Source organism: Streptomyces populi, assembly GCF_002911015.1.
GTDB lineage: Bacteria > Actinomycetota > Actinomycetes > Streptomycetales > Streptomycetaceae > Streptomyces > Streptomyces populi.
This window is the reverse complement of the sequence record NZ_KZ626840.1, coordinates 109001-132717: the sequence shown is the minus strand read 5'-3', so window position 1 is coordinate 132717 and position 23717 is coordinate 109001. Positions and strand designations below refer to the sequence as shown.

The following is a 23717-nucleotide window of genomic DNA, read 5'->3' as shown; positions in this document are numbered from 1 at the left end:
AGCAGGGGGCCCCGATGCCGGTGACCTCGGACCTGGTCGGGCGGAGTTACCCGACCACCGAACCGTACGAGGTGTGCCGGGAGAAGATCCGGGAGTTCGCGGCCGCCGTCGGCGACCCGCACCCGGCCTACCGCGACGTGGCCGCCGCCCGCGCGCTGGGCCACCCCGACGTGATCGCGCCACCCACGTTCGTCTTCGCCGTGGTCCACCGGGCCATGGCCGAGGTCCGCGGTGACCCCGCGATCGGCCTCGACATCGACCGGGTGGTCCACAGCGATCAGCGCCTGGAGTTCCACCGCCCGGTCCGGGCCGGGGACCGGCTCACCGTCACCGTACACATCGACGCGGCCCGGAGCCTTGCGGGCAGCGGGATCCTCTCGACCCGCAGCGAAGTGGCCACGGAGAGCGGCGAGCCCGTCGTGACGGCGCACATGACGCTGATCTCCCGCGCACCACAGAACACAGACTGACCCACACCAGAGGAGCGAGTCTCGTGCCCATCGCCGATACGATCCACCCGGCACAGCACACCGTCCAGCCCGTCAACGCCCGCGTGGCAATCCCGCGTCGGCTGCTGATGTGCCGCCCCAGCCACTTCGACGTCACGTACTCGATCAACCCGTGGATGCACCCGGAGAAGCCCTGCGACGGCGGTCTCGCGGTGGCCCAGTGGGAGCAGCTGTACGAGCTCTACAAGTCGCTCGGCCACACGGTGGAGGTCATCGACCCGATCCCCGGGCTGCCCGACATGGTGTTCGCCGCCAACGGTGCGACGGTCGTCGACGGCAAGGTACTCGGTGCCCGTTTCCGGCACGCGGAGCGGACCGCGGAGGGCCCTGCCTACCTGAACTGGTTCGAGAAGCAAGGGTTCCAGGAGACCCTCTGGCCGGAGTACATCAACGAGGGCGAGGGTGATTACCTCGTCGTCGGCCGCCGCATCCTGGCCGGCACCGGCTTCCGTACGGACCCGCGGTCGCACGCCGAGGCCCAGGAGTTCTTCGGCCTGCCGGTCACCAGCCTCACCCTGGTGAACCCGAACCACTACCACCTGGACACCGCCCTGGCGGTGCTCTCCGACACGGAGATCATGTACTACCCGGAGGCCTTCTCGGAGGGCAGCCGGGCGGTGCTGCGGGCGATGTTCCCCGACGCCGTCCTGGCCCGCCACGAGGACGCCGCGGTGTTCGGCCTCAACGCTTTCAGTGACGGCTACAACGTCCTGTTGCCGCAGGCGGCCACGGGCCTCATCGCGCGGCTCAAGAACAGGGGCTTCAACGCCATCGGTGTGGAGCTGTCCGAACTGCTCAAGGCGGGCGGCAGCGTCAAGTGCTGCACTCTGGAGCTTCGATGAAGATACTCGTGCTCGGCCGGGAGGAAGACTCCCTCGACTACCTGCGCTACTGCGAGAGCCACGGGATCGAGGCCACGTTCACCGAGCCGCCCTCGCTCGCGGGCATCGACCGGGACGCCTGGCAGGAGGTCCTGCCGGCGCTGGTGGCCGAAACGACGGACCTGGACTCCTTCGACGAGATCGTCTCGTTCCGTGACGGCTATCAGGTGCACACGGACCTGCTGCGCCGCCACCGTGGCTGGCCGACCCGTGACCTCGACGCCGTGAACTGCCTCACCGACAAGACCCTGTTCAAGTCCCACCCCGCGGTACGGGATTTCGTCGCCCCGTACGTCGAGCTCGCCCTGGCCGCCGATCCCCGCGAGGCACTCGACCAGGTCGAGGCGGAGCTGGGCTTCCCCGTCGTCCTCAAGCCTTCGAACGGCTTCTACAGCGCGGGAGTCGTGCGCGTCGACCGGGCCGAGGACTTCCGTAAGGCCTTTGTCTCGGTGAAGCGCGTATGCGGTCTGCTGCGCGACAGCCGGGGCCCGTCCCAGATCATCGCGGAACGGTATCTGGACGGCGACGAGGTGATGGTCGACGGGTTCGTCGTCGACGGCAAGGTCACCTGCCTCCTGTTCCACATCAAGCTGCCCCGTCTGACCGGCCTGCCGTCCTTCCACGAGACGGGTTGCGTCACTCAGCCCTTCGACGGCGTGAAGGGCCCCGAGTTCCAGGAGATGCTGGAGCGCGTCATCGGGGGCGTCGGCCTGGACAACTCCGCGTTCAACGCAGAGTTCCGCTACGACGGCGACGGCCGCCTGTACATCCTGGAGTGCGCCCCGCGTATCTCCGGCGGCGGTGCCTCGGTCCACAACCTCCTGCGCATCTGCACAGGCCTCGACGCGTACGGAATCCAGCACCGCTGCGGCCGCGAGCCGGTCGACCTCACCCCCACGCGGCGGAGCGCCGCGCTGGAGTACGACTTCTGTGCCGCCAAGAACGGTCACCTCGTGCGCCTGGAGGACACGGTAGCCCTCCTGCGGGACCTCGATGCGGACACGATCCTGCAGTACCGCGAAAACGGTCAGTTCGTCTTCGCTCCTCCGCTCAACGTCGAAACCGTGCTCACCGCGTACTTCGCCTGCGAAACCGCGCAGAGCGCCGAGGAGCTGCTGGACGTGGTCCAGCACAAGTGCGTCATCGAAACCACCGAACAGCCCTGACCCATCGGTCTCACGAGTCTCCCGAGCCCTGGCCGACGACGGCCAGGGCTCCGGTACTCGTGGCGCTCCGGTGCTCAAGGCTGCGTGACCGCGTGAGCGGCGCCAGGCCGTCGCCCCGGAGCGGCCCGCTGCTTCGCTTGGCACGTCGCGTCAGGCCACGCCCTTGCGTAGGACGTAAACGATGCCCGCCAGCGCAACCCGGTCCGGCACCGGGAGCCGTCCGGGACGGCGGTGCCGCCGTGGGCGCACCGGCAGTAGCGGGGCTATCCGGTCCCGGAGGTCGTCGGGGACAAGTGACTTCACGCAGGTTCTTCAGCGACTCGACGCCGAGTGGCCGACACCCTCATTCTGATGGCTGGGAGTCGTCGGCGACGGCCGGGCGGTGCTCCGGCCGCGGGGCGGCAGGTGCCGACGTGACCTGGTACGTACCGAGCCGCGGGCCACCGGCCGGAGCACTGGCGGACGCGCCCGGTTCAGCCCCGCCCGGGGTGGATCCAGATCCGCAACGGGCCGATCGGCTCGAAGCCGTGACGCAGGGCGGCGGCCAGGTCGTCGCCGTGCTCGTAGCCGACCACGGGCAGGGCGGGGAACAGCGAGTGAACCACGCCGGGCAAGTCCGGCCAGACCGTGTCGGGGCCGCCGTCGCGTGCGAAGACGTTGGAGATTCCGGCCACTTGGCCGCCGTGGCTCACCACCGCCCCGGCGCCCACCCGACCGTCGCCGGAGCGCCCGGCGAGCACGGAAGTGGCCGGGTCGTCGAGCAGTTCGGGGCGGAACAGATCCGCGTCGCCGTTCCCGTCGTCCCAGGCCAGTGCCCACTCGCGCAACGTGTCCGCGTCGTCCGCCACCTCCCAGGCGAGGCCCGGGGGGTCGGCGGGCCCGTTCGCCGGACGGTGGATCCACTGAGCCTCGAACAGGACCTGGAAGCCTGCCCGTGTCAGGTCGAGGTCGCTGAAGCTGTCCTTGACGGAGGCGCCGGGTACGGAGGTGTCGATCCGGGCCAGCAGCGCGTCCGGGGCGGCGCCGGCCACCAGCGTCACCGCGTCCGGGTAGTACGGCGGAGTACGGGCCGGGGCGGCCCACGCCTGCTCCCCGAATTCGCCCGCCACACCGTGCGACCGGCTCATCACGGCGCACCACTCGGCGTTGTCGCGGGCAGCGGCCCGGACCATGGACGGGTTCGACGTCTTCATGAATGCGGATCATGGCATGCCCGCCGGGCGGCACTTGACCCCGCTCCTTCGGCGGACACCTCGTCCGGACGGCGGTGCGGGACGGGCCCTTGACCGGGCGGGGTGGTGGAGGGGGGTGAGGGCCCGAGACCGGGCAGGGATTCGGGCCCTCACGTCGCGCATCCGTCGGGGGCGTTTGCGCGCTGACCACTTCAACGAGTTTCGCGCCCGGGGGATACGTTTCGCCGATCGGCCAGGTCGCGGGGGGTGCGGGCGAGTTGCCCGAGTACCGCCAGGGCGCGGGAGGCTGACGTACGTTTCACGGCAGCCGCTCGACGAGCCGGTCCACGAGAGGGACCGGGTGCGACAGCGCGGCCAGGTGCCCGCCGGGAACGGTCTCGGCGTCGATGCCGAGGCGGTCACGGGCCACTCTGCGCTGGAAGTCCACGGGGAAGAGCCGGTCCCCGGTCGCGGCGAGCACCCGCGTGGTCGTGTCGGGCCACCGCTCGATGGCACAGGGCTGACCGAAGGCGATGTCGGCCTCCGGCCGCTCATGGCCCGCCCCGGCGGCGGCGACCTCGGCCGGGACGTCGTGGAGGAAGTAGGTGTCCAGGTCGAGGTCGGTGCCGTATCCGCCCGCCTCGGCGGCGGCGAGGCGGGCCGGCTCCGATCCGGTGTTGCCCCACCACTGGCCGGGTGTCTCGCCCGGCAGCGGAACCATCGCGTTGACGAGCACCAGCAGTGCGACCGGAACACGGGAGCAGACCATGGGCGCGGTGAATCCGCCCAGCGACTGCGCGACCAGCACCGTATCGGCGCGATCACCGATCGCCGCGACCACGGAGTCCGTGTACTCGGGCAGGCCCGAGGACGCGTCGGCACCGGGCAGATCGACCGCGACCGCCTCGTGCCCCCTCGCCCGCAGTTCGGCCACCACACGATGCCAGTACCAGGCCGCACCACCGGCCCCGGGAATCAGGACAAACACGTTCGTCCTCGCTTTCTCCGCCTCGCCTTCACAAGACAGACCGTGGAGGGCGCCGAAAGTCATCGGTGCCGGACCGGTGGTTTTCCCGGTCGATGTTCCAGCCGGGCGGCAGGGCTTCGTCGCAGAACACGCAGACGAAATGGTCCTCGCGCACGACATTGACCTGCCCGCACGACACACAGCGCCGGAACACCACCGGGTGGGTGAAGCCGCCGGGGTGTCCGATGCCGGCGTGGTCCAGGGCGCGTGCGACGGCCGGCCACGAGTCGACCTCCGGGCAGTATCCGGTCGACTGGTTGGTGACCTCGTCGACCACCCACCGCCCGCACTCCTCGCGGAAGCTCGCCTCGCCGGCGCTCAGCACCGCTTCTCCGCCCGCGCACACCACGTGCTCGCTGCGTCGCGGCGCCAGCCGCAGCACCCCCTCGGTGTCCACCACGAAGGTGAAGGGCTCGGTCCGTTCCCCGGCACCGCGGGCGGACACCCATCGGGCGAGATCCACCGCCGACCGGATGCGCGCGCCCTCTCCGGCCGCCCGGACCAGGTGCAGGAGGTCGTCGGGCCCGACATAGCGGTAACCCGGTCGCATCGTGTCCATGCGGGCCAAGGTAGTCCGCTTCCACGGCGTCGGCCGTTCCGTGCGGCGGTGAGTGCGGCCCGCCCCTTCCCGTCAGCCGGCCGCCGTCGTCGTCGCGTCGGGGGCGAGGGTCGGCGGTGGAGCGAACATGGCGCTGAGCACGTCGAGTTGGGTGTCGATCGCGTCGAGGGCGGCGAGAGCGTCCGGGACGGACCGGTCGGTGGGGGCGGCGGCCCCGAGTGCCGGGGACCGCTCCTGCGGGGCCGTCCCCGGCGGAGCGGGCGGGACCGGGCGCCGGCCGATCGCGCGCCGTACGGCCAGTGCGTGCGCCGCGACCTGGGCGCGCCGTCGCGCCACCACGGCGTCGGCGCTCAGGGCCTCCGGTGCCGAACCCGCCGCGTCGGTCAGATCGTCCACGGGGTCGGCGCAGTACCGCAGCGCCGTCACGGACCGCAGTGTGAAGGGGTCCGGACGCCACCGGACGGACAGGACCCGGGGAGCGGGCACGGCGGCCAGGATCCGCACCGGAGCCGTCACGGTCGCCAACTGCTCGACACGGTAGGAGAACCGGGCCCGCGCCGTGCGGACGGCCGGGCCGTCGCGCCAGTCGGCCTCCATCAACTCGCCCAGACCCGACAGCGCCGCCGCGGTACGGGCCCGTACCACCGCCTCGGTCCGGACGGGCAGCACGAGCCAGGAAGCCGCCACGCCGAGGACCGCGCCGACGGCGATCCCGGCCAGTCGGGTGTGCAGCAGATCCCCGGGGCTCTGCCCGAACCAGTCGTAGAGCAGCGAGAGCACGGTGGTGACGCAGCCCGCCCAGTACGCGTAGCTGAGTTCACGCAGCCACGTGGCCACGGCGAGCACGGCGAAGATGACGACGACCGCGGTGTCCGACCGCGGTCCGAACTCCCCGGAGACGGCGGTCGCCACCACCGTGCCGGCCGCGGCGCCGAGCGTGCGCCAGGTCCCTTTGACCAGGACGTCGCCGCGGCTGCGCGCACCGCTGCACACCAGGAACGCCGTGAGGACCACCCACGCCCAGTGGTCCGGCCACAGATTCCGGCCGATCACGAACGCGGAGGTGAGCGCCGCCGCCGTCTGCAGGGCCATCCGGGTGCTCGCGGCCGGCCGGCGCCGCGGGGCGCGGGGCGCCGCGGTCACCTTCGCGGAAGGCGGCCGCGGTACGAGACCGGTGCGCTGGGCCGTCCACGTCACCACGGTTCCCCAGACGACCGCCGCCAGCGCCGTCACCGCCGCCCAGGCGGTGTGTCCGTGCCCCCCGACCGGCACCACCCCGGCCGGTACCACCAGGACCGCTATCAGGGGCAGGACGACGAGCGTGCCCGCCCGCGTGGCACGGGCGCCGAACCGGCGCACCCAGATCGCCCCCGCGACCCCCACGACGAACGCCGCGTCCCCCGCGTCGGGGTGCCGCTGGACCAAGGTGCTCAGCTCGGTGCCGGCCGCCGCCGCGCACGGCAGCACGGCACAGGCCAGCAGCCGGTCGGTCCGGTCGAAGAGGCGTTGCACACGGCCGAGAGCCGAGGCGATCACCACCGCCTGCACCACGCTGTCCACCCGCAGCCCCGCCTCGTGCTCCACGAGCAGCGCCAGGCCGTACGTACCCAGCACCGTGGCCGTGGACACGGCCGTCGTACGCAGGTGCGTCCCTCGCGGATCGAAGCGCAGCGCGCGATGCGCCGATCTGAGAAAACTACGCAACACGTAGAATCACCGCCAAGGAAACCGCTGGAACAGGCCACTGGTAAGCCATATGGAGACTCACCCTCCGGCGGGTATCGTAAGTGATACCTTAGCAATGTGATGGGAGAACGAACAGAACACGAGGACGCGGAACGATCCGGGTCCGAGCGGCGGGACGGCCGGGCCTCCGCCGAGATCCGTCAGGGCGTCATCCGGCTCGCGCGCAGGCTGAGCGCGGAGCGCCCCGCGGACGGGCTCAGCCTCAACAAGAGCAGCGTCCTCGGCCACCTGCGCCGCAACGGCCCGATGTCGGCCGGCGCGCTGGCCGCCGCCGATCACCAGCAGCCGCAGTCCCTGACCCGGGTCTTCGCCGACCTCGAACAGGAAGGCCTGATCAGCCGGACGCGCGATGCCCAGGACGGACGCCAGCGCGTGGTGCAGCTGACCGAGGCGGGCCGCGCGGCCCTCGCCCGCGACATGGCGCAGCGCGACGCCTGGCTCGACGTCGCCCTCGTCGGCCTCACCGAGACGGAGCGCCAGGTCCTCCTGCTCGCCGCCCGCCTGATGAACGGCCTCGCCGACTCCCCGGTCACCGTGCCCGGTTCCACGACCCGACCCCATTGACGGAGGCTCCCGTGTCCTGGCCCGACCACGCCATCTGGTGGCACGTCCACCCCTTGAGTTTCCTCGGGGCGGAGCCGGACGCGCTGCCCGCCGGCGCGCCCGCGCGGCACAGACTGCCGGCCCTGGCCGACTGGCTGGACCACCTGGTCGGGCTCGGCTGCAACGGCCTCGCCCTGGGCCCGGTCTTCGCCGCCGAGACCCACGGCTACGACACGACCGACCACTTCCGCGTCGATCCCCGCCTGGGCACCGAGGCCGACCTGGCCGACCTGGTCGACCGTGCCGCGTCGCGCGGGGTCCGGGTGCTGCTCGACGGGGTCTTCAACCACGTGGGCAGGTCCTTCGCGCCCTTCGCCGACGTGGCGCGGCACGGCACCGCCTCCCCGTACGCGGACTGGTTCGTCCCCGAGGGCGGCGACTTCCGGACCTTCGAGGGGCACCGTCATCTCGTCGCCCTGAACCACGCGTCGCCTGCGGTCGCCGACCATGTCGTCGAGGTCCTCGGACACTGGCTCGACCGGGGTGTCGACGGCTGGCGGCTGGACGCGGCCTACGCGGTTCCCCGGCCCTTCTGGCGGACCGTCACGGACCGGGTCAGGGCACGTCACCCCGGCGTGTGGTTCAGCGGTGAGGTGATCCACGGGGACTACGCGGCGTACGTGGCCGAGGGCGGGCTGGACACCGTGACGCAGTACGAGCTGTGGAAGGCGATCTGGAGCTCGCTCAACGACCGCAATCCGCACGAGCTGGCCTGGGCGCTCGAACGGCACAACGCCATGATCGACACCTTCGCACCGCAGACGTTCGTCGGCAACCACGACGTCACCCGTCTCGCCAGCCGGCTGGAGGAGCCCCGTCACCTGGCACACGCGCTCGCCGTGCTGTTCACCGTCGGGGGGACACCGTCGATCTACGCGGGGGACGAGCGTGCCCGGGAGGGCGTCAAGGAGGACCGCGTCGGCGGGGACGACGCCGTCCGTCCCGCGTTCCCCCGCTCCCCGTCCGGTCTCGGTGCCGAAGGGCTGCCCGTGCAGCGGCTGCACCAGACCCTGGTGGGCGCGCGTCGCCGCCACCCCTGGCTGGTACGTGCCCGGACCCGGATCCACACGCTCGGCGGCACCGCCCTCAGCTACACCCTGGCCGCGCCCGGCTCCGGCTCCACCGTCGCGGTCGCGCTCAACTTCGGCCCCGCCCCGGTCACCGCGGGCATTCCGGCGGCCGCGTGGACGCCGGTCGCGGGCGACTCCTCCGTCGATTCCGCCACGGGTGTCGTCTCGCTTTCCCCGACGGGCTGGTTCATCGCCACGACACCGGAAAGTCTTCATTGATCCCAGTCCGACGTGCGCTGATTTTTGGACACCGCCCAAGGTGGGAATCCTCGGGCGGTGCACCGGCTATGACGCCGGGGTGCACGGAAATTGTTGACATGCGAAATAAATCCTGTCGGAAAACGCTTCCGCCGTGTTGGTGGACCCACCATTTCCGCATGGTCGAAATGCTCTCACGGGTCGATCCAGGACGCTTCCGTCACACGGCATAAGCGCTGAATGCGCGAGCCCATGCGTTGCGCCAGAGCGCAATCCGGCGACCGTGTTGTCCGCATGCCCGGACATAGGCGACGAGTAGTTCCTCGGACGGCATGCGAGAACCGGCCAGAATGTCGGCGACCGTACTGCGCGGCAATGGTCCGGCGCCCAGGTCGCGGGCCTTCTTCTCCATTTCGCGAAGGGACGGCTGCCCGGCGGCGAGCCGCGCCTGGTGCATCGCTTCGAGGAGGTGGGCCGGGTGGTAGACGAGCTCCAGTTTGCGTTCGGCGCGTGGCGCGGACGCGACCTCGCGACCGTCGGGGGTGTGGCCGGACTGCCGCGCCGCCTGCTCCCAGCGCAGTCGGGCCTCGCGTCGGGTGGCGCCGCAGACCTGCGCATACGCTTCCACGACATGGCGCCGGGGCAGGAAGGTGCCGCGGTCGGCCCGGGACAGGGTGACGGCGGAGCAGGCGGGATCCGCGATGCGCAGTCCCTCGGTCAGTTCCGCCATCTGCCGGTAGGTGAGCCCGGACCGCTGGCGCAGCGAGCGCAGCCATTGAGCCAATTCGTAGCACTGCGCGGATTTCGGTATCGATGTTCGGCTCCGCCCCACCACTGCCCCCTGGATGTCGAGACTTCCGGATGCGCGACGCGTCCGATGGCATGTCGATCGACGACGCCCACTGATTCGGTCGATGCCGGGGCCCGAGTATTGCGCACCGCCAGGAGGGCCCGTTTTGGTCTTTACTTGGGCTCACATAGATCGACGCTATGGATGGCTTCGACGAAGAGTCAAGACGGCTTTACCCTACTTTACCCTGCATGGGGATCCCTTTTCTTTCGATGGATGTTTGGTTCATTTTGTCCGAGAAGTGGAGTGGTGAGATCCGTGCGTCCACATGGGGTTTTGCGTGAGCTCCGCCCAAGTCGCCCAGTGGGTGTCCTGGGCCTTGTTGCATAACGGCCTTGCTGGCTCATTCGCCGCTCTGCTGACATGGATTTACCCGGCCGGAGGAGCCGACCGGGCCTGATCCTGTCGACTCTGCGGAGGAACGCAATGACCACCGTGTCCAACACCGCCCTGGCCGAAATCATCGAGCTGCTCAAGGAGGTCAAGCCGGGCGTGGCCGACCAGGCCGTCGAGCCCGGACACTCCGTGGTCGAGGACCTGGGTCTCGACTCGCTGGACCTGTTGCAGCTCGCCCGCCGCATCAACCGGCACTTCGGCGTCGAGTTCGACCTCGACCAGTGGAACGCCGAAGCCGACGAGCACCACCGCAGCGTCGCCTCGATCGTGGCCGTCGTGGCCGCCGGCAGTCGTGCCTGAGCCGGCCGCGGTCGGCCGCGTCGCTCTCGTCACGGGTGGTTCACGGGGGATCGGCGCCGCGGTCTCGTACCGTCTCGCCGCCGACGGACTCGCCGTGCACCTCGTCTGCCGCAGCGCCGTGGAGGCCGGACGCGGCGTGGTCAAGGAGATCGAGGCCGCCGGCGGACGCGCGGTCCTGCACCGGGCGGACATCGGCGACGAGACCGAGGTCGAGAGGCTGGTCGAGCGGGTGACCGCGCAAGAAGGCGCGCTGCACGTCCTGGTCAACAACGCCGCGGTGATCGACGACCAGCTCCTCGCGGTCACCCGGACCGACCGCTGGGAGAACGTCCTGCGGACCAATCTCACCGGCCCCTTCCTCACCAGCAGGGCGGTTCTGCCGACGATGCTGGACCAGGGCTGGGGCCGCGTCATCAACATCTCCTCCAACTCGGCACGGACCCCGGGGCCGGGGCAGAGCGCCTACGCGGCGTCCAAGGGCGGCCTGGAAGCCCTCACCCGCGCCCTGGCCGTGGAGGTCGGACACAAGGGCATCCGGGTCAACTGCGTGGCACCCGGCAAGATCCGCACAGAGATGACCGCGGCCGTCGCCGACCGGCTCGGCTCGGACGGCGACGGCACCCGCTGGGGTCTGCCCGAGGACATCAGCGGACTCGTCGCCTTCCTCACCCGCGACGAGGCGGACTACATCCAGGGCCAGACGTTCACGGTGGACGGCGGTCGCATGATCATGCGCAGCCCGGGCCGGCGATCCCGGTGAACCAGGGGCGAACGGAGGAACAGCCGTGGGGGCCGTGAAGTACTGGGAGGACCTGGCGCACGCACCGGTGCGCCGGTTCGGGCCCGTGGTGTTCGGCAGCGCGCTGCTCGACCAACTCCTCGATCTGATGGGGGAGAAGCACCCCGTGCACGACAGCGACGACTTCGCCCGGGGCACGGACCGCCGGCGGCGCATCGTGCCCGGAGGCTTCATCCACTCCATCACCTCGGGCTGGGTGGTCCAGCACGGCTCCCCGGCCGCCGTCGTCGGCATGCGGCGGCTGGGCTGGGACTTCGTCAGGCCGCTGTACCCCGACACCCCGTTCTGGTTCACCACCGCCACCGACCGGGCGGAGGAGATCGACGACCGGATCGGCCTGGTCGAGACCACACGCCGGGTGTTCGACGAGAACGACCGGACGTACGCCATCGGACGCATGAGCGTCGTACTGCTGCGGCACGCCGCGCAGCGGAACGCAGCGACAGGAAGGGTTCAGTGATGGACGGTCAGTACCGGCCCCTCAAGGGGCGAGTGGCTCTGGTGACCGGCGGCTCGCGCGGCATTGGCGCGGGCATCTCCCGCAAACTCGCGGCCTGGGGAGCGACCCTGGCCGTCAACTACGTCGACCGGGAGGGCCCGGCCAAGGAACTCGCCGAGGAACTCGGGGAGCAGGGCACGGAAGTGACCCTGCACCGCGCCGACCTGAGCGAGCCCGCGGAGATCGAGAACCTGATCGCCGAGATCGGCGAGATCCACCAGGACCTCCACATCCTCGTCCAGAACGCGGCCGCCACCAAGTTCGCCAGGCTCGCGGAAGCCTCCCTCGGCGACTGGCAGTTCGTGCAGGACACCAACTCCCGGGCCACCTGGCTGCTCGCCAAGCACGCGCTCCCGCTGATGCGTGAGCGCGAGGGAGCCCGCTTCATCACCATCACCAACTCCACGACCACGCGCATCATCCCGCGCGCCGGACTCTTCGCGGCCGCCAAGGCGGGACTCGAGGCGCTGACCGACTACCTCTCCTACGAGCTGGCGCCCTACGGCATCGTCGCCAACTGCGTACGTCCCGGACTCGTGCAGACCGGGGTCTTCAAGGTCCGCCCCGACTTCGCCCACGGTGTCACCAAGGAGCTGTCCGTCTCCCCGTGGCCCGGCGACCGCATGACGACGCCGGAGAACAGCGCCGACGTGGTCGCCCTGCTCTGTCTGGAGGAGGCGTCCTGGATCGCCGGACAGACCATCACCGTGGACGGCGGATACCGGCTGTGGGGCGGCATCGGCGGCGGAGGCCGGCGTGCCGAGTGAACGCGCCGGACGGCGGGACCGTCCCGGCATCGTGGTCACCGGCACCGGTGTGATCTCCCCGGCCGGTACCGGCGCGGCCCGGCTGTGGGAAGCCATGGCGGCGGGCAAGACGTTCTTCGACACCGGCGGCCACGACGGGCCCGCCCCGGCACTGCCGTGGCCTTCGGCCTCCGTCGACACCACGGAGATCACCTGGCCCGCCGGCCGTGACTGGGCCAACGCCGGCAAGTACGCCAACCAGTCGGCCCGCTGGGCCGTCGCCGTGGCGCGCCAGGCCCTCGAGCAGGCCGGGATCACCGGTGACACGGAGGACGTACGCGGCGGGACCGTGATGGCCGTGGGCAGCAGCAGCGACGAGCTGAGCGACGTCATACCGCAGCTGGCCTCCCGCTTCCGGGGCGACCGGCGGCCCCTCGCCAAGTTCCTCCACGACGAGGTTCCCGACTACTCCTACATCCGTGGAATCCCCTCCCAACTGGGCCAGTTCGCCTCCATGGCCAGCGGATTCAGGGGTTCCAACGTCGCGGCCTACGGCGAGGCGGCGGCCGGCGGCACGGGCGCGCTCGCCCTGGCCGTACGGCTGCTGGAGAGCGGAGAACTCGACCGGGTGCTCGTCGTGGGGGTCGCACCGCCGCTGACGACCACCGCGATGGCCGCCTTCGACCAGGACGAACCCCTCGGCACACGTGCCACCGCCGGCGCCGGACCCTTCGACGCCGACAGGTCGGGGACCCTGCTGGGTCAGGGGGCCGCCGCCGTCCTGCTGGAGCGTGCCGACACCGCGCGCGGCACGGCCCGGGCCCGGCTCGTCGGCTGCGAGGTGCTGGTCGCCGCCGACGTCACGGCCTCGGCCGGACTCGTCGTCGACACCGTACTCGCCGACGCCGGCACCACCCCCACCGCCTGGTGGGCGCACGGCGCGGGCTCGGCCCGCCTCGACCGCGTGGAGGCGCGGGCGGTGCTGTCCCGCGCGGGCGGCCTGCCCGTCACCGGCTCGAAGGGCACCATCGGCAACGCCTTCGAGTGCTCGGCGCTCATCGACACCGCGCTGGTCGTCGAGAGCCTCGGACGGACGGGACTTCCTCCCGTGGGCCTGCTGCGCCGCCCCGACCCCGGACTCGGCGGCCTGGATCCGGTCATGGGGGAGACCCGCCCCCTGGGGCCGACGCCGGCCGCGCTGGTCACGGCGTTCAACCAGGGACGGCACTCGACGGCGGCGGGAGCCCTCGTCATCACATCGACGCACGGCGCCCCGGCCGACGACGGGAAGGCACGGACATGAGCGACGACATCGTCATCACCGGCATGGGGGTGATCACCCCCATCGGCGGGGACGTCGAGACGTTCTGGTCGGCCAACCTCGAGGGCCGCTCCGGGATCGTCCTGGAGGAACGGATGGACACCACCGGACTGCCCTGCGGCTGGACGGCCGGGCTGATCCCGGAGGACGTCAAGGCGAAGGTCGCCGCCGAGCACGGCGCACCCGACAGGTCCTGGGGCGACTCCCTCATGCTCGCCTCGGTGGACCAGGCACTCGCCGACGCGGGCCTGGGCGAACTGCCCGCCGAGGACGGGCCGGCCGCCCTGGTCTACGCGCGTGTGTGGCCGGGCCCCACCGGCTCGTTCCCGCAGGACTACGTCACGCACATGGAAGACCTCGCCGAACGCTACGACAGGATCGGCAACGAGCCCTCGGCCGTCCTCGAACACCTGCGGGGCAGGCATCTCCCGCCCGAGACACGGGACCTGTCGGCCTATCCGACCGAGATCGCCGACCGCCTCGGGACGGCCGTCATCCCCGTACGGCTGGAGGCCACCTGCTCCGGAGGACTGCGCGCCATCGCGGAAGCCGCCCGGCTGCTGCGCTCGGGACGCGCCCGGTACGCGGTGGTGTCGGCGTCCGTCTCGCGCAACACCCCGTACGTGCTCTCCCAGTACGGCCAGCTCATGGCGCTCTCGCGCTGGAAGGGCGACCCGGCCCGGGCGTCCATGCCGTTCGACAGGCGGCGCACCGGCATGGTCATCAACGAGTCGGCGGGCGCGCTCGTCCTGGAGACGGCGGAGCACGCCGCCCGACGCGGGATGACGCAGTCGTACGCCGTCATCGGCGGCTGGGGGCTCGCGGTGGACACCCGTCACATGACCGCTCCCAGCGTGGACATGATCGAACGGGTCATGCGGACCGCCCTCGAACAGGCCGGCGCGCACCCGGACGACGTCGACACCGTCAACGCCCACGGCACTTCGACCCGCCTCAACGACGTCACCGAGGCCCGCGCACTGCACCAGGTCTTCGGCGAACGGACGGCCGACCTCGACGTCAGCGCCGTCAAGTCGCTGACCGGGCACGGCTCCGCGGCCTCCGGCGTCGTGGAGACGGCGGTGGCGGCCCTCACGCTGTGCAGGGGGGTCATCCCGCCCGTCACGACCACCACCGAGCCCGACCCGGCCTGCGCCGTGCGCACCTCCCTCACCCCGGTCCGGCGACCGGTCGGGACCGTGCTGAAGAACTCCTTCGGCTTCGGCGGCCAGTACGCCTCGATGCTCTTCCGCCGCCCGGCCGCGCCACGGCCGGCACCCCAGCCGGCATGAGCACGATGGACCGGTTGCAGTACGAGACGGCCGACCCGACCCGGCCGCACCGCGGCACCGTCGTGTGGCTGCACGGCATCGGCCAGGCGCCGGGCGACCTGATGGCCGTGACCCAGCGGTTCCGGCTCGCCGAGGCGGGAGTGCGCGGGGTGTTCCCGCGCGCCCCCGTCGCGGCTCCGAGCCTGCTGAGCGGTCTGGCGGTGCCGTGCTGGTTCCCGCAGAACCTCCTCGCGATCGACCGGATCGACGTCGAGGGCCTGCTGGCGGTGCACCGGCCGCTCTCGGCACTGCTGGACGCGGAGGCCGACCGGATCGGCGCGGGACGGATCGTGCTGGCGGGCTTCTCCCAGGGCGCCACGGTCGCCCTGACCACGGCCCTCACCTACGCCCGGCAGTTGGCGGGCGTGGCGCTCTACGCGCCCTTCATGCCCCCCGACCTGCCCGCGCTGCTCCCGGCGGGCGGGCCGTCGCCGGCCAACAGCGGTCTGCCGGTGTGGATCGGCCACGGGGCACGGGACTGGGTCGTCCCCGAACGCAGCGGCGCCGGACTGAGAGATCTGCTCACCGGCTGGGGACACCCGGTGACGTGGCAGCGCTATCCCGGCGGACACGAGCCGTTCGCCGGAGTACGGGCTTCCCTGCCCGCCTACCTGAGCGACGTCCTGGACGTCCACGTGCCGCGGGTCCCCGGAGCGGGACCGGCGGCACGGACCCGCTGACCGGGGCCCGACGCGCCCCGCACCGCCCGGGCCTCCGGAACCGGCACGCCCCTCCCGGTTCCGGAGGCCCGGGGCATCCGCACCGGGAAGGAACCGAGAAGGTGTCCACGCCGATGTCACAGGAGCCGTCGCCGGAGGCGGCCCACCGCCCCGAGGCCGTGCCGTTCGGTGTCGGCCTGCTCTTCCCCGGCCAGGGGGCCCAGCGCCCCGGCATGGGCGAGCCCTGGCGCGACACCCCGCACTGGAAGGTCGTCACACGTCTCTCCGAGATCTCCGGACGGGATCTCGGCCATCTGCTGCTGGATGCCGGAGCCGAGCGGCTGGCCCGCACCGACGCCGCTCAACTGGCCACCTTCACAATGGAGATGGTGGTGCTCGACGCGCTGCGCACGGTGATGGGCGAACTGCGGCCCACGGTGTGCGCCGGGCACAGCCTCGGCGAGTACGCCGCCCTGGCCGCCGCCGGGGTGCTCGACCCGGAGGACGGTGTCCGGCTCGTCACCGAGCGCGGGGCCGCCATGGAAGAGGCCGACCGGCTCACACCCGGCACCATGGCGGTGCTCATCGGCACCGGCATCGTGCCCAAGGCACGGGGACTCGCCGCCCGGATGCGTGCCGTGCGCCGGGCCCAGGTGTGGGTCGCCAACATCAACGGCGCCGAACAGGTCGTGATCTCCGGCACCGTCGAAGCCGTCGCGGCGCTGGCCGACGAGGCCGAGCGCGCCGGAGCACGCGCGCTGCGCATCCCGGTCGGCGGCGCGTTCCACACCCCCTTGATGGCTCCGGCCGCCCCACGCCTGGCCGAAGCCGTCGACCGCACTCCGCTCCACCCCGCGCGCTGCCCGGTGATCGCGAACGTCGACGCCCGCGCCCACCTCCACGACCAGGAGCGGTGGCGGGCGATGATGCTCCGTCAGCTCGTCATGCCCGTGCACTGGGCCGGCTCCATGCGCACCCTCACGGCCATGGCGCGCGGCCGCCTCCGCATCGTCGAGGCGGGCCCCGGCTCCACACTGGCCGATCTCGCCCGCAGGGCCCTGCCCGGAGAGATCCCGGTCCGTTCCGTCGCCACCCCGGCGCAGGTGGAGGCTCTCGCCGCCGAGTGGTGGCGGTGACCGGGACCGGTGCGCGCCGTGAGGATCACCAAGCCCGCCCGCGAGGGGGAAAGCCGTGGCAGACTGCTCCGCGGTGGACGTCCGCGAGGAGACAGAACGATGAACCATGCCGTGAACGCCGCCGAAGAGCTGGGAGCCCAGGGGTGGAGCAGGCCCTGGGGCTCCGGCGGCGACGACGGTTGCGTCGAGATCAAGGAACTCGGCGGCGGCGTCGTGGCGGTCAGACAGGCGACGGACCCGGACGGCCCCGCTCTCATCTGCGCCTCGTCCGTCGTCGCCGAGTTCATCGGCGGTGTCAAGAAGGGACGAGCGGACTTCCTCATCGCCTGATGTCCGCCTTCCGGGCCGGTACCCGCCCCGACCCGATCGCGCGGTGAACTCGCCGGGTTCCTCGGCGGACTCGAACTCCCCGTTCGCGACACCGATTTCGCCTCCGGACGGGACACCGGGGGAAGACGTCGGCGCGCCGGGGCGAGCGGATCCCTCCGTGCGTGGGCGTCGCCCGGAAGCCGTGGAGCGCGGGGCGCGAGGCGCGGAGCGGCCGCGCCGGTCCTGGCGCCGTCCGACTCACCGACGCCGGACAGCCCCTCCCGAAAGGCTGTGGAATCGGGCATGATGGACCATCCGTACCGATCAAGCGACTCTGCGCCGTTGTCAGACCGAACCGTCCACCGTTCCCGTACGTCGAGCGAGTGTCGCCCCGCCCTACTTGTCGCCCCCTGACCGGCCATGCCCGCGCAAAAGGGTGCACCAGTGGCGCCGCGACAGCAGCAATGTTGTCAACCTGGGGAGGAAATCCAGTGGCGCCGGTGCTTGTTGGACGCGAAGGACTGCTGGCCGGAGAGCGGATACCGGTGATCGGCACCCGGGTCACGTTCGGGCGCAACCCCGAGAACACCGTCGTGGTCTCCAGTCTGAGCGTCTCCCGCTTCCACGCGGAGATCGTCCTGGACGACACCCAGGGGTATGTGCTGCGCGACTGCGGCAGCAGCAACGGCACGCTGGTGAACGGCGAGGAGATCGACTCCCGGCTCCTGAAGCCCGGGGACGACATCACCATCGGTGACCAGGAGTTCCGCTTCGAGGTCGCGGACGCCATGGAGACGATCATGGCGCTCTCCCTGCCGCGGTCCCTGACCCTGGACGACGACGAGATCGAACGGGGGCCGGTGCTGCGGGTCACCGTCGCGGGCGGAGGCCCCGTCGGCCTGTCGCTCGCCCTGCTGCTGGAGCATTTCCTCGGCGCCCAGGTGAACATCACCGTCTACGACGGCCGTTGGCGGAAGCAGGGTCGCAAGATCGTCTGGAAGGACGAGAGCCAGGGCAATGTGCGGCGCCAGCAGGTGGTGACCATACAGAGCCGCCAGTACCTCAGCCTGCCCGAGGAGGTGCAGGCCCGGCTCTTCGACCCGGACAGCTACACCGAGATGTGGCCCTCGGGCCCCGACTCCATCGGCGATCACCATCCGCGCAACATGCGCATCGCCTACATCGAGGACCGGCTCCTGGAGGTGGCGAACGAGAAGCGGGGCCGGATCCGGCTCGTTCCCGCCCGGTTCGGCGTCGAGGAGCAGCAGGACGGGCTCGCCGGCCAGCACGTCCTCGCCATCTGCGACGGCGGACGGTCGCACACGCGCGAGCACTTCGCCGCCAAGTTCGGCAAGGCGGACGAGTCGATCTACTCGCTGAACGGCCGCCATCTGCAGGACGTGGTCCTCGGGCTGCGCGTGAAATCGGGTCTGGCCGACCCCATGGCCGTCCTGCTGACCGTCGGGCAGAACCGCTTCCTGCTGAACTCCCTGCGCGGCGAGGGCTTCCTCAACATGCGCCTCACGGAGGCGGAGGCCGCGGAGGTCGTCGGCATCGACCCGGTCCGTCGCGTCTTCGAGGAGTGCATCGCCTCCCGTCCCTGTCTGATGGGACGCGACGAGCACGGTGACTTCCGGTGCTCCACGCACAGCACCCTGTTCCTGCCCGCCCTCATCAGGGGCTCGGCCCTGTGGAAGCGGGTGGGCGAAGGGCTGCGCCTGTTCGGCGTCGAGCCGGGGGAACTGAGCGCGGTCACCTCGTTCCGCCTCGACATGGTGCAACGCCCGCGCTTCACCGCCGAGTTGCTGCCACCCACGGCGAACTCCACGGGCACGTACGGATTCCTGCTGGGCGACGCGGCCAACGCCATCCACTTCTGGCCGGGCCGGGGACTCAACAGCGGTCTGGCGTCGGCGATCTCGCTCGCGCGGTCCCTCAACGGGGCGTGGAACGGCAAGCCCTTCCGGGACGCCGACTTCCTGCGTCACGAGGCCGCCATGTCGATGCTCCAGTACCGCCACAAGAGCCGTGCCTGGAAGGCGATGGTGACCACCGACGACAAGGGCGACACCTGGGCCATCAAGGACATCATCGCGCACGGCATCGACGGGATCGCCGAGGAGCCGGACCGCGAGGCCGACACCGCGACGCTGTTGGAGCGGCTGCGCGGGATCCGCTCCCGGCTGGAGAAGCGCATGACCGGTCTGCCGGACGACGAGGCGATCCTCGAACGGCTCGGGACCCTGGAGAGCAGCACGCTCCGCATGCTGGTGCTCAGCGGTGCCTGGGACACCCTGACCATGGGTGGCGAGGAGGTCGACATCGACATCTTCTACGGCAGGGACTCCGCTGCCGCGGCGGCGGCCGTCGAGGCGCTCGAGCCGGTGGCCCAGGTCTGAGGCGTACCCGGGCCCGCCCGAGCGGGTACCGGGCGGTCGGCCCGCCGTTCGCCGGCCGACGGACCGCGCGGGTAAAGTGGCGTCCAGTCCCTTGTCACCAGCAGCCGATCAAGGCAAGACCCGAGCGGGAGCGAGCGAGCGTGCCCAGCGAGCGAGAGCCGGGCGTCCCGGTCGTCAGCCGATCAGCCCAGGCCGCGGCGACGAGACGGCAGATCGTCGAGACGGCCCAGCGGCTCTTCGCCGGCCGTGGCTACCAGGCGACCTCGTTGCAGGCGATCGCCGACGAGATGGGCCTCACCAAGGCCGCGGTCTACTACCACTTCCGGACCAAGGCGCAGATCCTCCAGGCGTCGCTCGATCCGACCGTCGAGGAAATGACGGTGCTGCTGGACGAGTTGGCGGGCATGCCGTCGCGCCAGGAGAGGCTGGACGCGTACGCGGTCGGCTGGGTCGATTTCCTGGTGCGGCACCGCGAACTCGGAGCCATGCTCCTGCACGATCCCGAGATCCGGGCCGCCAGCGTCTACGCCGAGAACGACCGGCGCAGGCGACGCATTCTGCGGGTGCTGTTCGGCAGCTCGCCCACACCGGCGGAACGCATGGCCTACGTGATGTGCGTGTGGATGCTGGAGGGCCTCGGCGAGCTGTCCGACCTCTCGGACGACGACCTGCGGGCCACCCTGCTGCTGACCGTCCGCGGGCTTCTGGCCGCGCCGGGGACCACGGGGTCCGTCGAGGCGTGATGCCTCGCCCGTCACGTTCGGTGATGGACGGCGACCCTGTCAAGGCTGACGGCGGTCCCGCCGAGGCCACGGGCGGGGCGCTCGCCGTGCCCGTCCGGTCTCCCGCTCCGACGGGAGGCGCACGATTCGCTAGCCATCGGCTAGTGAGCGGCTGTTGACTGGTAAAGTGATTTCTTGGGCGGGTGGTGCTGTCGCAGCCCGCGGCACGCGGTCCGGACCGTCCACACGGCCGACCGGCGGTCGGCCGCCCGGCGGAAGCCGGGCCGCGATCCCGGATCGCGGGTGGGCCCGTACCCGGCCGTCCCCGAGTTCTGCGCGCACAGAGCACCCCGAGCAGTCCCCTGGAGCCCTGACCACGATGACGACGACCGCCACGAACCCCGCCGCCGCACCCGGGCCCGAGGAGCCGCACCCGGTCTGGCGCGTGCTCACCGAGCGCGCGCGAACCGGCAGCCGCCCCGGCGCGCGAGCCGACGGACACCGCGTCGCCCTGGCCATCGAAGGCGGCGGGATGCGCGGCATCATCGCCGGCGGGATGGCCCTCGCCCTCCATGAACTCGGGCTGACCGACAGCTTCGACGCCGTCTACGGCGCCTCCGCCGGCGCGGCCTCCGGCGCGTGGCTGCTGAGCACGAGCCCGCAGTCGCTGCGCTTCTGGGCGGTTCCCAAGTACGCCAGGACGCTGATCCGGCGCTCGAACCCGCTGCGCGGCAGGCCGCTCGTGGACCTGCACGCCTTCTACGAGGTCCTCTACCGCTACGGCGACCAGGACTGCGCGCCGATGGACTTCGCCTCGATCCTCGCCTGCGACATCGAGTACCACCCCCTGGCGACCGACGCCGAGACCGGGGAGTCCACCGACCTGCGGCCCTTCGTGAGCGATGCCGCGGAGCTGCGCCTCGCGCTGCGGGCGAGCGCCTCCCTGCCGCTCCTGGCGGGGGAACCGGTGACGCTGCGCGGGCGCCGGTTCTACGACGCGGGAGTCTCCGAATCGGTGCCCTACCGAACCGCGCTGGCTCAGGGCGCGACCCACGTCATGGTGCTGCGGTCGCGGCGCGCGATCGACGTCGCGCGGCCGTCGCGCTCCGCCCCGCTCATCGCGAGGACGGTGCTGCGGCGTGAACCCGCGGCCCTGCGCCAGGTGTTCCTCGACCGCGAGACGCGCCTGGCCGAGGACGACGCCCGCCTGGCCGACCACGCGGCGATCGTCTCGATCCGCCCCGCCCCGGACTCGCCGACCGTCGGTCGTCTGGCGCGGGAGGGAGACCTCCTCGAAACCGCGCTGGAAGCCGGACGCACCGCGGTGCACGACGCTTACGGTCACCTGTACGGCGCCCGCGAACGCCCGGCGGCAACCGACTGAGGCGTCCGTCAGTCGTCGACCCATTCGGTGAAGTGACGCGCCCATGCCCTGAACCGGTCGTCGTACTCCTTGCGCGCCTCTCGGAGCGCCTCCGGATCCTCTGCCGGCCCAAGCCCGAACGTCTCGTCCAGCCAGGCAACGAACTCGGCGTGGCCTTCGCTGTGTTCCTCGACGCCGCCGGGGGCGGGGAAACCCTCCGGGACGGGCTCGCTGTCGATGGCGAGCAGCCGGAACAGCTCTTTGAGATCGCGCGCGATCACACAGAGGTCTCCTTCGTCGCCGACGAAGACGACGGGCAGGGTGGCGAGTTCGGTACGGTCGTCGCACCGCCACAGGGCGTAGTCGGAGCCGGTGCTGTTGGCCTTCGCGAAGGGGACGAACCGGCTGAGGAATGCGGGATCCTCCGACCAGGTGTGGAGGCCGGCGTCCCCGTCGTACTCGACGAGCTCGAAGCCCTCCGAGTAGAAGACGGGACCGAGCCGGTCCTGGAACTCCTTGAGCAGGTTCAGTTCGGGGACGGGTGAGTACGACTCGTTCATGGGACCTCCCGGGCCGTCCCGGTATCACGGCCCGTCTGCTCGGGACCGGAACTCCACAAGGTACCCGGCAGGGTTTTCGACGCCGCGACCGGTGTGATCGTCTGGTACTATTGATCTTGAGCTGGTCGGAGGGGAAACCCTGATCGGTGCTGCGTTGGTGGTCCAAGGAAAGACGCCCCGCTTCCTGCGGGGAAATGCAGGTGCAAGGCCTGCCCGGCGCTCCATGAAGGCCCTGTCCCGTACTGAACGGGACAGGGCCTTCTCTCATCCGGTCATCCGTGCTGAACGGCGATGCCGAAGTCGACGCGGAGGACTTCGTGCCCCGCAACCGGCCGCGCCCCGGTGAACGTTCCGCCCCGCTTCCGCCGTGGTCCGGCGCGCGGAGCGGGTCCGCGGAGAGCGGCTCCTTCGTGATACTGGGAAGCATGGCCATCTATGACACGCTCGGCGCGACGTACGGCCGGACCCGGCAGCCGGATCCGCGGATAGCCGCGCAGGTGCACGCCGCCCTCGGGGACGCCGCGACAGTGATCAACGTAGGAGCGGGCACCGGTTCCTACGAGCCCCGGCAGACGGTCCTCGCCGTCGAGCCCAGCCAGATCATGATCGACCAGCGCCCGCGCGGCTCCGCGCCCGCCGTGTGTGCGGTCGCCGAACACCTTCCGCTGCGCGACGACGCCGCCGACGCCGTCATGGCACTGCTGACCGTCCACCACTGGACCGACCTCGCTGCCGGCATCGCCGAACTCCGCAGGGTCGCGCGCCGCCGTATCGTCATCCTGACCTGGGACCAGGAGATCTTCCGCGAGAGGTTCTGGCTCGTGCGCGAATACCTCCCGCAGGCCGCGGCGTTCGACGACAGCCGGGCCGTCCCGATCGACCGGCTCGCCGCTCTGCTCGGCGGGGCGGAGCAGGAGCCCGTTCACGTCCCGCACGACTGCACGGACGGGTTCGGTGCGGCGTACTGGCGCAGACCCCACGCCTACCTCGACCCCCAGGTGCGCGCCGGTATCTCCATGTTCGCCCAGACGGGAGAAGACGCCCTCGCGCCCGGCCTCGCGGCGCTCACCGACGACCTCGCGACGGGCCACTGGCACCGCCGTCAGTCCGATCTGCTCGCGCTCGACACCATCGACGTCGGCTACCGGCTCCTGGTGGCGGACGTCTGACCCGTCTGGGCCTGCGCCCACTCGGCCCGCTTCGGCACACCCCTGGGCCGCGCTGCTCGGCGACGGCCCGTGCCTCGTCGCGGCCCCTGCCCTCGCCCGGAAGCCGTCAGGTCAGCGTGTACGCCGGCGATGCTTGTGAGCCCCCGTCGGCCGGCGTGGCCAGGCCGACGGGGCATGGGCTATGATCGATCTTGAGCTGGTCGGAGGAAAACACTCCGGGCGGTGCT

Annotated in this window: 24 protein-coding genes; 18 read left to right on the top strand and 6 right to left on the bottom strand. The window is 71.5% G+C overall.

Features of this window, described 5'->3' with window-relative positions; all coding sequences use genetic code 11:
- Positions 1-14: 14 nt before the first annotated feature.
- The 3 genes from CW362_RS00650 to CW362_RS00640 are packed head-to-tail and all read left to right on the top strand — an operon-like array spanning position 15 to position 2556.
- Positions 15-470, top strand: coding sequence for a MaoC family dehydratase N-terminal domain-containing protein (locus tag CW362_RS00650; RefSeq protein WP_103547248.1), 456 nt, complete (start codon positions 15-17; stop codon positions 468-470).
- 23 nt (positions 471-493) lie between these two features.
- Complete coding sequence (ddaH, locus tag CW362_RS00645) at positions 494-1351, top strand: dimethylargininase (protein WP_338069039.1); 858 nt, start codon at positions 494-496, stop codon at positions 1349-1351.
- Positions 1348-2556, top strand: coding sequence for an ATP-grasp domain-containing protein (locus CW362_RS00640; RefSeq protein WP_103547247.1), 1209 nt, complete (start codon positions 1348-1350; stop codon positions 2554-2556). The genes ddaH and CW362_RS00640 overlap by 4 nt, the downstream gene beginning before the upstream one ends.
- A gap of 473 nt (positions 2557-3029) precedes the next feature.
- Here CW362_RS00640 and CW362_RS00630 read toward each other — a convergent pair whose 3' ends face one another.
- The 4 genes from CW362_RS00630 to CW362_RS00615 all read right to left on the bottom strand — a co-directional run bounded on the left by CW362_RS00630 (position 3030) and on the right by CW362_RS00615 (position 6943).
- Complete coding sequence (locus CW362_RS00630) at positions 3030-3749, bottom strand: hypothetical protein (protein ID WP_103547245.1); 720 nt, start codon at positions 3747-3749, stop codon at positions 3030-3032.
- A 298-nt stretch (positions 3750-4047) separates the two neighbouring features.
- Entirely contained in the window at positions 4048-4716 is a 669-nt protein-coding gene (locus tag CW362_RS00625; protein WP_240657586.1) for an alpha/beta fold hydrolase, read from the bottom strand.
- Positions 4717-4744: 28 nt separating this feature from the next.
- Positions 4745-5314, bottom strand: a complete 570-nt coding sequence (locus tag CW362_RS00620; protein WP_103547243.1) for a hypothetical protein — start codon at positions 5312-5314, stop codon at positions 4745-4747.
- A 72-nt stretch (positions 5315-5386) separates the two neighbouring features.
- Positions 5387-6943 carry an FUSC family protein gene (locus CW362_RS00615; RefSeq protein WP_103547242.1) on the bottom strand — a complete coding sequence of 519 codons (1557 nt, stop codon included), beginning with the start codon at positions 6941-6943 and terminating at the stop codon, positions 5387-5389.
- A gap of 177 nt (positions 6944-7120) precedes the next feature.
- Here CW362_RS00615 and CW362_RS00610 point away from each other — a divergent pair, with 177 nt between their 5' ends.
- Complete coding sequence (locus CW362_RS00610; protein WP_103547241.1) at positions 7121-7624, top strand: MarR family winged helix-turn-helix transcriptional regulator; 504 nt, start codon at positions 7121-7123, stop codon at positions 7622-7624.
- An 11-nt stretch (positions 7625-7635) separates the two neighbouring features.
- Positions 7636-8952, top strand: coding sequence for an alpha-amylase family glycosyl hydrolase (locus tag CW362_RS00605; RefSeq protein ID WP_103547240.1), 1317 nt, complete (start codon positions 7636-7638; stop codon positions 8950-8952).
- A gap of 199 nt (positions 8953-9151) precedes the next feature.
- Here CW362_RS00605 and CW362_RS00600 read toward each other — a convergent pair whose 3' ends face one another.
- Positions 9152-9763: a helix-turn-helix domain-containing protein gene (locus CW362_RS00600; protein ID WP_276313627.1), complete on the bottom strand. Its 612-nt coding sequence runs from the start codon at positions 9761-9763 to the stop codon at positions 9152-9154.
- 444 nt (positions 9764-10207) lie between these two features.
- On the opposite strand from CW362_RS00600, the gene CW362_RS00595 reads away from it, so the two are divergent.
- The 12 genes from CW362_RS00595 (at position 10208) to CW362_RS00540 (ending at position 21782) form a co-directional block, all read left to right on the top strand.
- Positions 10208-10477 carry a phosphopantetheine-binding protein gene (locus tag CW362_RS00595; protein WP_162683917.1) on the top strand — a complete coding sequence of 90 codons (270 nt, stop codon included), beginning with the start codon at positions 10208-10210 and terminating at the stop codon, positions 10475-10477.
- Positions 10470-11237, top strand: a complete 768-nt coding sequence (locus tag CW362_RS00590) for an SDR family NAD(P)-dependent oxidoreductase (protein ID WP_103547237.1) — start codon at positions 10470-10472, stop codon at positions 11235-11237. The genes CW362_RS00595 and CW362_RS00590 overlap by 8 nt, the downstream gene beginning before the upstream one ends.
- A 25-nt stretch (positions 11238-11262) precedes the next feature.
- Positions 11263-11736 (top strand): MaoC family dehydratase, encoded by a 474-nt coding sequence (locus tag CW362_RS00585; protein WP_103547236.1) that lies wholly within the window; start codon positions 11263-11265, stop codon positions 11734-11736.
- On the top strand, positions 11736-12542 hold the full coding sequence (locus CW362_RS00580; protein WP_103547235.1) for an SDR family NAD(P)-dependent oxidoreductase: 807 nt from the start codon (positions 11736-11738) through the stop codon (positions 12540-12542). Before CW362_RS00585 ends, CW362_RS00580 begins: the two co-directional genes overlap by 1 nt.
- A complete protein-coding gene (locus CW362_RS00575) occupies positions 12532-13824 on the top strand; it encodes a beta-ketoacyl synthase N-terminal-like domain-containing protein (RefSeq protein WP_103547234.1) in 1293 nt (430 codons plus the stop codon). The genes CW362_RS00580 and CW362_RS00575 overlap by 11 nt, the downstream gene beginning before the upstream one ends.
- Positions 13821-15134, top strand: a complete 1314-nt coding sequence (locus CW362_RS00570; protein WP_103547233.1) for a beta-ketoacyl-[acyl-carrier-protein] synthase family protein — start codon at positions 13821-13823, stop codon at positions 15132-15134. The genes CW362_RS00575 and CW362_RS00570 overlap by 4 nt, the downstream gene beginning before the upstream one ends.
- The gene (locus CW362_RS00565) at positions 15131-15853 is read left to right on the top strand and encodes an alpha/beta hydrolase (protein ID WP_103547232.1); all 723 of its coding nucleotides are present in this window, start codon (positions 15131-15133) and stop codon (positions 15851-15853) included. The genes CW362_RS00570 and CW362_RS00565 overlap by 4 nt, the downstream gene beginning before the upstream one ends.
- A gap of 113 nt (positions 15854-15966) precedes the next feature.
- Positions 15967-16968, top strand: a complete 1002-nt coding sequence (locus CW362_RS00560; protein ID WP_162683916.1) for an ACP S-malonyltransferase — start codon at positions 15967-15969, stop codon at positions 16966-16968.
- Between the two features lie 99 nt (positions 16969-17067).
- Positions 17068-17298 carry a DUF397 domain-containing protein gene (locus CW362_RS00555; RefSeq protein WP_103547230.1) on the top strand — a complete coding sequence of 77 codons (231 nt, stop codon included), beginning with the start codon at positions 17068-17070 and terminating at the stop codon, positions 17296-17298.
- A 479-nt stretch (positions 17299-17777) separates the two neighbouring features.
- Positions 17778-19676, top strand: a complete 1899-nt coding sequence (locus tag CW362_RS00550; protein WP_240657584.1) for an FHA domain-containing protein — start codon at positions 17778-17780, stop codon at positions 19674-19676.
- Between the two features lie 140 nt (positions 19677-19816).
- Positions 19817-20419, top strand: a complete 603-nt coding sequence (locus CW362_RS00545; RefSeq protein ID WP_162683915.1) for a TetR/AcrR family transcriptional regulator — start codon at positions 19817-19819, stop codon at positions 20417-20419.
- A 358-nt stretch (positions 20420-20777) separates the two neighbouring features.
- On the top strand, positions 20778-21782 hold the full coding sequence (locus CW362_RS00540; RefSeq protein WP_103547228.1) for a patatin-like phospholipase family protein: 1005 nt from the start codon (positions 20778-20780) through the stop codon (positions 21780-21782).
- A gap of 8 nt (positions 21783-21790) precedes the next feature.
- Here CW362_RS00540 and CW362_RS00535 read toward each other — a convergent pair whose 3' ends face one another.
- Positions 21791-22321: a hypothetical protein gene (locus tag CW362_RS00535; protein WP_103547227.1), complete on the bottom strand. Its 531-nt coding sequence runs from the start codon at positions 22319-22321 to the stop codon at positions 21791-21793.
- A 425-nt stretch (positions 22322-22746) separates the two neighbouring features.
- Here CW362_RS00535 and CW362_RS00530 point away from each other — a divergent pair, with 425 nt between their 5' ends.
- Entirely contained in the window at positions 22747-23490 is a 744-nt protein-coding gene (locus CW362_RS00530; RefSeq protein WP_103547363.1) for a class I SAM-dependent methyltransferase, read from the top strand.
- Positions 23491-23717 lie beyond the last annotated feature (227 nt).

Coding starts and splice junctions, on each gene's coding strand:
- CW362_RS00595 (WP_162683917.1), top strand. CDS start 10,208: ATGACCACCGTGTCCAACACCGCCCTGGCCGAAATCATCGAGCTGCTC.
- CW362_RS00610 (WP_103547241.1), top strand. CDS start 7,121: ATGGGAGAACGAACAGAACACGAGGACGCGGAACGATCCGGGTCCGAG.
- CW362_RS00620 (WP_103547243.1), bottom strand. CDS start 5,314: ATGGACACGATGCGACCGGGTTACCGCTATGTCGGGCCCGACGACCTC.
- CW362_RS00630 (WP_103547245.1), bottom strand. CDS start 3,749: ATGAAGACGTCGAACCCGTCCATGGTCCGGGCCGCTGCCCGCGACAAC.
- CW362_RS00555 (WP_103547230.1), top strand. CDS start 17,068: ATGAACCATGCCGTGAACGCCGCCGAAGAGCTGGGAGCCCAGGGGTGG.
- CW362_RS00560 (WP_162683916.1), top strand. CDS start 15,967: ATGTCACAGGAGCCGTCGCCGGAGGCGGCCCACCGCCCCGAGGCCGTG.
- CW362_RS00540 (WP_103547228.1), top strand. CDS start 20,778: ATGACGACGACCGCCACGAACCCCGCCGCCGCACCCGGGCCCGAGGAG.
- CW362_RS00530 (WP_103547363.1), top strand. CDS start 22,747: ATGGCCATCTATGACACGCTCGGCGCGACGTACGGCCGGACCCGGCAG.
- CW362_RS00650 (WP_103547248.1), top strand. CDS start 15: ATGCCGGTGACCTCGGACCTGGTCGGGCGGAGTTACCCGACCACCGAA.
- CW362_RS00565 (WP_103547232.1), top strand. CDS start 15,131: ATGAGCACGATGGACCGGTTGCAGTACGAGACGGCCGACCCGACCCGG.
- CW362_RS00535 (WP_103547227.1), bottom strand. CDS start 22,321: ATGAACGAGTCGTACTCACCCGTCCCCGAACTGAACCTGCTCAAGGAG.
- CW362_RS00570 (WP_103547233.1), top strand. CDS start 13,821: ATGAGCGACGACATCGTCATCACCGGCATGGGGGTGATCACCCCCATC.
- CW362_RS00580 (WP_103547235.1), top strand. CDS start 11,736: ATGGACGGTCAGTACCGGCCCCTCAAGGGGCGAGTGGCTCTGGTGACC.
- CW362_RS00640 (WP_103547247.1), top strand. CDS start 1,348: ATGAAGATACTCGTGCTCGGCCGGGAGGAAGACTCCCTCGACTACCTG.